Annotated in this window: 7 protein-coding genes and 1 pseudogene; 2 read left to right on the top strand and 6 right to left on the bottom strand. The window is 63.7% G+C overall.

The window, feature by feature from the left end; genetic code table 11:
* Positions 1-163 precede the first annotated feature (163 nt).
* A complete protein-coding gene (locus tag CRM90_RS29175; protein WP_102810343.1) occupies positions 164-1471 on the top strand; it encodes an ISL3 family transposase in 1308 nt (435 codons plus the stop codon).
* Positions 1471-1634, top strand: a pseudogene (locus CRM90_RS29170) (IS4 family transposase); the annotation flags it as partial. The gene CRM90_RS29175 and the pseudogene CRM90_RS29170, both read left to right, overlap by 1 nt.
* Before the next feature lie 215 nt (positions 1635-1849).
* Here CRM90_RS29170 and CRM90_RS29165 read toward each other — a convergent pair.
* The 6 genes from CRM90_RS29165 to CRM90_RS31185 all read right to left on the bottom strand — a co-directional run.
* Positions 1850-2994, bottom strand: a protein-coding gene (locus CRM90_RS29165; RefSeq protein ID WP_102810342.1) for an IS3 family transposase whose coding sequence is annotated in 2 segments (ribosomal slippage) — positions 1850-2727 and positions 2727-2994 — 1146 coding nt in all. Because the reading frame shifts where the segments join, the coding sequence is not laid out codon by codon here.
* Positions 2995-3288: 294 nt separating this feature from the next.
* Positions 3289-4464 carry a pre-mycofactocin synthase MftD gene (mftD, locus tag CRM90_RS29160; RefSeq protein WP_102810341.1) on the bottom strand — a complete coding sequence of 392 codons (1176 nt, stop codon included), beginning with the start codon at positions 4462-4464 and terminating at the stop codon, positions 3289-3291.
* Positions 4465-4476: 12 nt separating this feature from the next.
* A complete protein-coding gene (gene mftC / locus CRM90_RS29155) occupies positions 4477-5643 on the bottom strand; it encodes a mycofactocin radical SAM maturase (RefSeq protein WP_102810340.1) in 1167 nt (388 codons plus the stop codon).
* Positions 5640-5900 carry a mycofactocin biosynthesis chaperone MftB gene (gene mftB, locus CRM90_RS29150; protein WP_102810339.1) on the bottom strand — a complete coding sequence of 87 codons (261 nt, stop codon included), beginning with the start codon at positions 5898-5900 and terminating at the stop codon, positions 5640-5642. The genes mftC and mftB overlap by 4 nt, the downstream gene beginning before the upstream one ends.
* A gap of 2 nt (positions 5901-5902) precedes the next feature.
* The gene (gene mftA, locus CRM90_RS29145) at positions 5903-6010 is read right to left on the bottom strand and encodes a mycofactocin precursor MftA (RefSeq protein WP_102810338.1); all 108 of its coding nucleotides are present in this window, start codon (positions 6008-6010) and stop codon (positions 5903-5905) included.
* A gap of 383 nt (positions 6011-6393) precedes the next feature.
* The coding region (locus CRM90_RS31185; protein WP_233209582.1) for a hypothetical protein at positions 6394-6743 on the bottom strand (350 nt) is incomplete at its 5' end.

Here is a 6743-nt window from a genome sequence, read left to right as displayed (position 1 = left end):
CAGCTACCGGGTGCTCCGCTCACATAGCCCGGAGATGGTCCGCCAGGAAATCTGGCTCTTCGCAGTTGAGGGTGTAGGGATGGTTGGCGCGTCGCTGTCGGGATAGGGGTCGAGGTCTCCCGAAGATGAAGGTTCCTACACGCCTCATCCGGAAGACCTCGACGTGCCTGACGCTACCTTCGCTTGTCCTGACCTGACCACGTTCTGCCGCCTCGATGAGCTCGGGCTGGAGGTGACCGGACAACGCCTGCGACCTGACCGGGCGGTGTTGGCGTGCCGGATCATCGATGACGACTCGTGGTGCCGTCGCTGCGGCGAGCAGGGTGTCCCGCGTGACAGCGTCACCCGTCAACTTGCCCATGAACCGTTCGGCTGGCGGCCCACGACCTTGCTGGTCACCGTGCGTCGTTACCGCTGCAACGGCTGTCGTCACGTGTGGCGTCAAGACACCACCAAGGCCGCTGAGCCGCGGGCCAAGCTGTCGCGGCGTGCGTTGCAGTGGGCTTTGGAAGCCCTTGTGTGTCAACACCTGAGCGTGGCCCGGGTCGCCGAAGGTCTTGCGGTGTCGTGGAACACTGCCAACAATGCGGTCCTGGCCGAAGGTCAACGGTTGCTCATCGCCGATCCCGCCCGGTTCGACGGGGTGAGGGTGATCGGCGTCGATGAACACGTCTGGCGCCACACCCGCCGCGGCGACAAGTACGTCACCGTGATCATCGACCTCACCCCGGTCCGCGACAAGACCGGCCCGGCCCGGTTGCTCGACATGATCGAAGGACGCTCCAAACAGGCCTTCCAACAGTGGTTGGCCAACCGGCCGAAGCGGTGGTGTGAAGGTGTGGAAGTCGTTGCCATGGACGGATTTTCCGGGTTCAAGACCGCCAGCACCGAAGAGCTGCCTGATGCGGTGACGGTGATGGATCCCTTCCATGTGGTCCGGCTGGCCGGCAACGCCCTCGACGAGTGCCGGCGCCGGGTCCAGCTGGCCACCTGCGGGCACCGCGGCCGCAAGACCGACCCCCTCTACAGCGCGCGGCGAACCTTGCAGACCGGTGCCGATCTGCTCACCGACAAGCAGAAAGCCAGGCTGGCGGCCATATTCGCTGTCGACGCCCACACCGAGGTCGAAGCCACCTGGACGATGTATCAGCGCACCGTCGCCGCCTACCGGCACCCCGACCGCAAGAAGGGCGCCACGATGATGGCGGCGCTGATCACCACGCTCAGCACCGGCGTTCCCAAGCCCCTGCAGGAGTTGATCACCCTGGGACGGACACTGAAGAAACGCGCCGCCGACGTGCTGGCCTACTTCGACCGGCCCGGCACAAGCAACGGGCCCACCGAAGCGATCAACGGCCGCCTCGAACACCTCCGCGGATCGGCCCTGGGCTTTCGCAACCTCACCAACTACATCGCCAGATCACTACTGGAAACCGGCGGATTCAGACCTCAACTACACCCTCGATCATGAAGAGCCGGAAATCTGGGCGCTCCTGCTGACCCATTACGCAATCCGTGCCCTGATGTACGAGGCCGCCGATCCCGAAGGGTTCGACCCGCTGCGCCTGTCGTTCATCCGCACCCTGCGCATCGTCCGCCGCCACGTCACCGGGCAGGCGGGTTTTTCCCCCTGATCGACTGGTCACCAGCATCGGCCACGCTATCGCTGAAATCCTCGAGCGTCCCAACCCGGTCCGACGCCACCGCACCTACCCGCGCGCCACCAAACGGGCCGGCCGACACAAATTCCCTCGAAAAACCCTCAACCACAACAACATCAACCACCGAGGACCACCTGAAATCCGACTCGCCCACCGGCAAAGTTAACGGCATTGGGTTTGATCCAGATTCAGTTGATCTCGCAGGCCACCGGGGTGTGGGTGCACCTGCAGACGGCAGCGTACTCGGCCGGCGTCCGGTAGCCCAGGGCTGAGTGTCGGTGTCGGGTGTTGTGGTCCTCCTTGAAGTCGCCGATGACCACGCGGGCCTCGATCAGGGTGTTCCAGTGGTTGCGGTTGAGACACTCCTTCTGAAGCCGATTGTTGAATGATTCGATGTGCCCGTTGTTCCACGGCGTCCCCGGCGGGATATACGACAGGCCGAACCGTCCATCGCAAAACTGTTGCAGTGCTTGAGAAATGAACTCAGGTCCGTTATCCATCCGCAGCACCTTGGGCGGGCCACCCGCGACGGCGAACACCTTCTTCAGCTCCTCGACGAGCCGCTCGGCAGTAATCGACCGCTCCACGATGTTCAGCATCGAACACCGGGTGTGCTCGTCGAGCATCGAGGCGATCTTGATGACCTTACCATCGATGGTGGAGTCAAACTGGAAGTCAATCGCCCACACCACATTCGGGGCGTCGGCCTCAATCGGCGGGATGGATGAGGCTTCGGCCCGCTTGCGCGGACTGCGGATCCGCACCTGCAGGCCCTCTTCACGCCACAGGCGGTGGATCTTCTTCTTGTTGACCTCACGGCGCTCGTCGTACCGCAACGCCGCCCCGGCACGCCGGAAGCCATGACACGGATGCTTCGTCGCGTAGGCACGCAGCCAGGCCCTGATCTCGGTGTCCGGATCGGCGGGGGTCTGCGCCAGTGGCAGACGGCGGTGGGTGGATCGGGCCAGCCCAACGGCCTTGCACGCCAACCGTTCCGACATACCCAAGGTGTCCTTGAGCATGTCAACGGCGCGACGCTTGGCAGCTGGGCTCAGAATTCTCCCTTGGCGACCTCCCGCAACGCGTCTTTGACCAGCTCAGCCTCAGCCAGCAATCGCTTGAGTCGGGCGTTCTGCTCGCGCAGCTCCTTGAGCTCCTTGGCGGCATCGGTGTCCATACCGCCGTAGGCGCGGCGCCAGTTGTACAACGTCGCGGCCGAAACGCCGAGTTCGGCGGCGATATCCTCGCCGGTCTTGCCCTCCGCGGTCAGCTCATCCGTACGGCGCAGTTCGCGCACGATGTCCTCCGCGGAATGCCGCTTCCGACCAGCCATACGTTCATCGTCCCTTCTCGCCCGATACCGGGCTACAGGACTCTAGAACTGGTTGGACTCAATCAGCGGGAACACGCCATACTAGCCCAGGCTCTGCAACGCAAAGTGATCGTGGGTCCATGTGGCACAGACAGCCATGCCGACAGCGAACTGGCGGTCACGCGCGCTGCGGCCGCCCCGACGCCGCGTCGGCGGGTATCTACTCGAACGCAACTGTCGGGATCCTGGTCGACTGCAGGGCTCCCCGACAGAGGCATGGGCCCCGAGGGTGGAGGCGGGCCCGGAGCAGGTCTATCACGTCCCCAGATCTCGGCGGAAATTCGGTGGAATGATCAGGTCAGCGGGGCTCAGGTCGTGCACTGAGGAGTGACCGAGCCCGAGCACCGCTGAATCGATTCCGCCGCTGAGGATGTCGATCACGTTCTCGACGCCGACTTGTCCCGCGGCGGCCAGTCCCCAGAGGTACGCCCGGCCGATCATGACCGCGCGCGCACCCAGTGCGATCGCCTTGACCACGTCGCTGCCGCGGCGGATTCCGCCGTCCAAAGCGATTTCGACCTGGGTGCCGACCGCGTGGGCAATCGCAGGCAAGGCTCGCACTGACGCCGGCGTACCGTCGAGGTTGTTTCCGCCGTGGTTGGACACAGAGATCGCTGAGACACCCGCGTCTACTGCGCGTTTGGCATCATCCACGCGCATCACACCTTTGAGCATGAACGGCCCGTTCCACTGCTCGCGCAGCCACGCCACGTCATCCCAGGTCGGCAGAGGGGTCTGCATCCACTCGCCGTAAGCACCGAAGAAGGTGGGCGCCGGCGCATCGCGCTCAGCCAGGTTCGGCGCAGTCAGGTCGGGAACTTGGCCGGTCCTGGCGAAGTCCAGTAACCACTTGGGACGCCTGAGGCCTTCGGGAGCGAGGCGCAGCATCGCCTTGAGGTCCATCTTCTCCGGGATTTTCGGGCTGCCCCAGTCCCGTCCGCTCGAAAACGACCAGTCCGAGGTCATGATCAGCCCGACCGCCCCGGCAGCGCGGGCTCGCTCCATCCGGGCCACCATCTTGTCGCGGCCTCCGGTCCAATACATCTGGAAAAACGTGCGGGGGTTGGCGGCCGTAATCTCTTCGATCGCCTTGCTGGCGAAGGAGCTCAGGCTCATCGCCGTGCCGCGGGCGGCTGCAGCGCGCGCAACCGCCACTTCACCGTCTGGATGCACTGCTTGCACACCGGTCGGCGAGATGAACACAGGCAGCGAGATCGGCTGCCCCATGATGGTGGTGGCCAGATCGCGCTTGCCCGACAATCCAGCCACATGAGGGGCGAATCCCAGCTCGGCGAAGGCCCCGAGGTTGTCCTCGATGGTGGTGCCCCGCTCGGAGCCCGCGACTAAGGCGCTGTACACGCTCTTGGGCAGGCGTTTAGCCGCCCGGCGTTGCGCCTCCGCTACGGTTTCAAACCAGTCAGTCTTTGCCACGCGGAATACCTCTCAGGTGCAACCGGCAAGCGGGTTGGCATCGCAAGCCCGTTTCGGCGGGTGGGGGATCAGAGTCAGGGGAACCGGGCGGGAGTGGTCGACAGCGGGCTTGGGTATCACGCGCTCGCCGGCCAGACCGGATTGGCCGTAGCCCTGCACGCACTCCGGATCGGGGCCGTCTAGCGGCAAACCGGTGAAGAACTTCGCTGCCATACACCCACCGCGACAGCTGTCGAAGTGCGCGCATTTCGCGCACGCTCCACCCGTTGTCGGAGTCCGCAGATCGCGAAAGAGGTCCGAGGTGCGCCACACCGCGGCGAAGCCACCGTCGTGCAATACGTTGCCTGCCAGAAACTGCTCGTGGATGGCAAACGGGCAGGCGTAGACGTCGCCGATCGGGTCGATCAGGCATACCACCCGGCCAGCTCCGCACAGGTTAAGGCCAGGAAGTGCTTCGCCGAATGCCGATAGATGGAAAAACGAGTCGCCAGTGAGGACTTCGTCGCCGCGGGCCACCAGCCAGTCATAGAGGGCGCGTTGTTGCTGCGAGGTAGGATGCAGCTCGTCCCAGACGTCGGCGCCGCGCCCTGAAGGCCGTAGCCGCATGAGGCGCAAAGTGGCACGGTAGCGGTCTGCCAGCGCCTTGAATTCGTCGAGCTGATCGATATTGTGGCGAGTCATCGCCACCGAAATCTTGGCGTCGGAAAAACCTGCGGCCGAAAGGTTGTCCAACGCGCGCACAGCCATTGCGAACGACCCAGCACCGCGGACGGCGTCGTTGACTTCGGCAGTTGCGCCATCGAGGGAGATCTGCACATCCACGTAGTCAGAGGAAGCGAGTTTCGTTGCCACCTCGGGTGTTATTCGCACACCGTTTGTGGAGAACTTCACCCCGACGCGGTGATCCGTCGCGTAGTCGACCAGCTCCCAGAAGTCGCTCCGCACCGTCGGTTCACCCCCGCCGATGTTGACGTAGAAAACCTGCATCCGTTCGAGTTCATCGATAACGGCTTTGCATTGTTCGGTGCTCAGTTCACGCGGGTCACGTCTTCCCGACGATGACAGGCAGTGCACGCACGACAAGTTGCACCCGTAGGTCAGCTCCCACGTCAGACATATGGGGGCGTCAAGTCCGAACTCAAACTGGTCAATGAGCCGATTAGGAAGGGCAGCCGTCATGGCACCTGCTCCAACATTTGTGACTCAGCAAGGGTTTCAAGCGCTTTGGCGAAAGCGTCGAAATTCTCGCCTCCTGCGGCGAGCATGGCGGCGCGCGCGCTCGGATGATCTGGCAAGGAACGTACGACCTCGACCAAGGCAATGCTCTTAAGAAAGGACAACTTCCTGGTGCCAAAGTGATACAGCAGAGCCCCGAACGGCTCTGGGCGCAACGCTGCTTGCGGGTGCAGCTGCCACCGCTGGTCGACGTCGAACATGGTTAGTAGACGCCGCACATCCCGTCGATGGACACTTCCTCGACAAGGGTTTCTCTCACCAGTTCCTCGGCTGTGACGTTGTTCTGGGTGTCGTCGGCGCTTTCTCGCATGGCTGCCTCCTGGGCATTCGATCGATCAGTGTTGCGTGCCATGACGGTATGGCACTGAGTGCACCAACGGCACCCTCCAAATGGATGGGCCAAGCCTGTCCATGTGGTCGGATATCCCACCCGTCAGGGCAATGTAAAGGACGGCGCTCGGGCGCTAACGTGCCCGGTGTGGTGAGGGAACAGTGGACCACGGCATGACGCAGCCGTTCGATCCGTTCGGGCCGGCTCCTGGCGGTTCGTGGTGCGGTTGTGGTGTGCGCGTAGGACGGCGGGCTCATCGGCATCGCGAACGGTGTGACCCAAACTCCCTGTGCACCAGCCGGTTCTGTGCGCGGCGCCACGACGGCGAGTTGATCGTCCTCCACGATCTGGAACCTGACGAGCTATGTGATGAGTTGGCGATACTGCTGGCTGACGAACTCGACGCGCCTGGCTGGGCGCTGCGAGGGCGGCACGAGTTTGAGCAGGTATTCACCGGAATCGTGCGCTCGACGGTTGACGGCGCGCTCCCTTCGTGGCTGACGTTTTACCGGAAAGCGCTGGACCGGCTGGCCGACGGTTCTGCGTCGTTTAGTCCGGTCCACGACCATGCGCTGACGCTGTTGGTGGGGGATCACCTGATCGACCTGGGTTCTTGTTTCGGCTTCTTCGCGTTGCGCGCGGTCGACCGCGGAACCAGGTCGTGTCCGGGATCCGGTGTAAATGGGGAGCACGGGCGTAGGTTCCGCTTCAC

It is taken from the genome of Mycobacterium sp. ENV421 (assembly GCF_002887815.1).
GTDB lineage: Bacteria > Actinomycetota > Actinomycetes > Mycobacteriales > Mycobacteriaceae > Mycobacterium.
This window is presented reverse-complemented; position numbering and strand designations above follow the sequence as displayed.